The sequence below is a fragment of the Bartonella sp. AA86SXKL genome (assembly GCF_042196885.1).
The window spans coordinates 334-595 of the sequence record NZ_JBHIRE010000505.1 but is presented as its reverse complement, the minus strand read 5'-3'; the positions used below and the strand labels follow the sequence as shown (position 1 = coordinate 595).

The window sequence follows — 262 nt, the reverse complement described above, 5'->3', positions numbered from 1 at the left end:
CGCTAATCATCGTCCCTCTGAATTATCTGGTGGTGAACAACAACGTGTTGCTATTGCGCGTGCAGTAGCAAATGGTCCTTCGGTTCTTTTAGCTGATGAACCTACAGGGAATCTTGATCCTGTAACTTCCGCGTATGTCTTTCAAGCTTTATCTGCGCTTGTTCGTCAAGCTGGTCTTTCTGCTCTTATTGCAACACATAATTACGCTTTGGCTAAACAAATGCATCGTCGTATCACACTTAAGGAACAAAAGATTGTTGAA

General features: G+C 42.7%; 1 protein-coding gene. It reads left to right on the top strand.

What is annotated here, in order from left to right; all coding sequences use genetic code 11:
* Positions 1 to 262 (top strand): ATP-binding cassette domain-containing protein (locus ACFIO5_RS12915; RefSeq protein ID WP_375705622.1); only part of this gene is annotated, 262 nt, incomplete at both ends.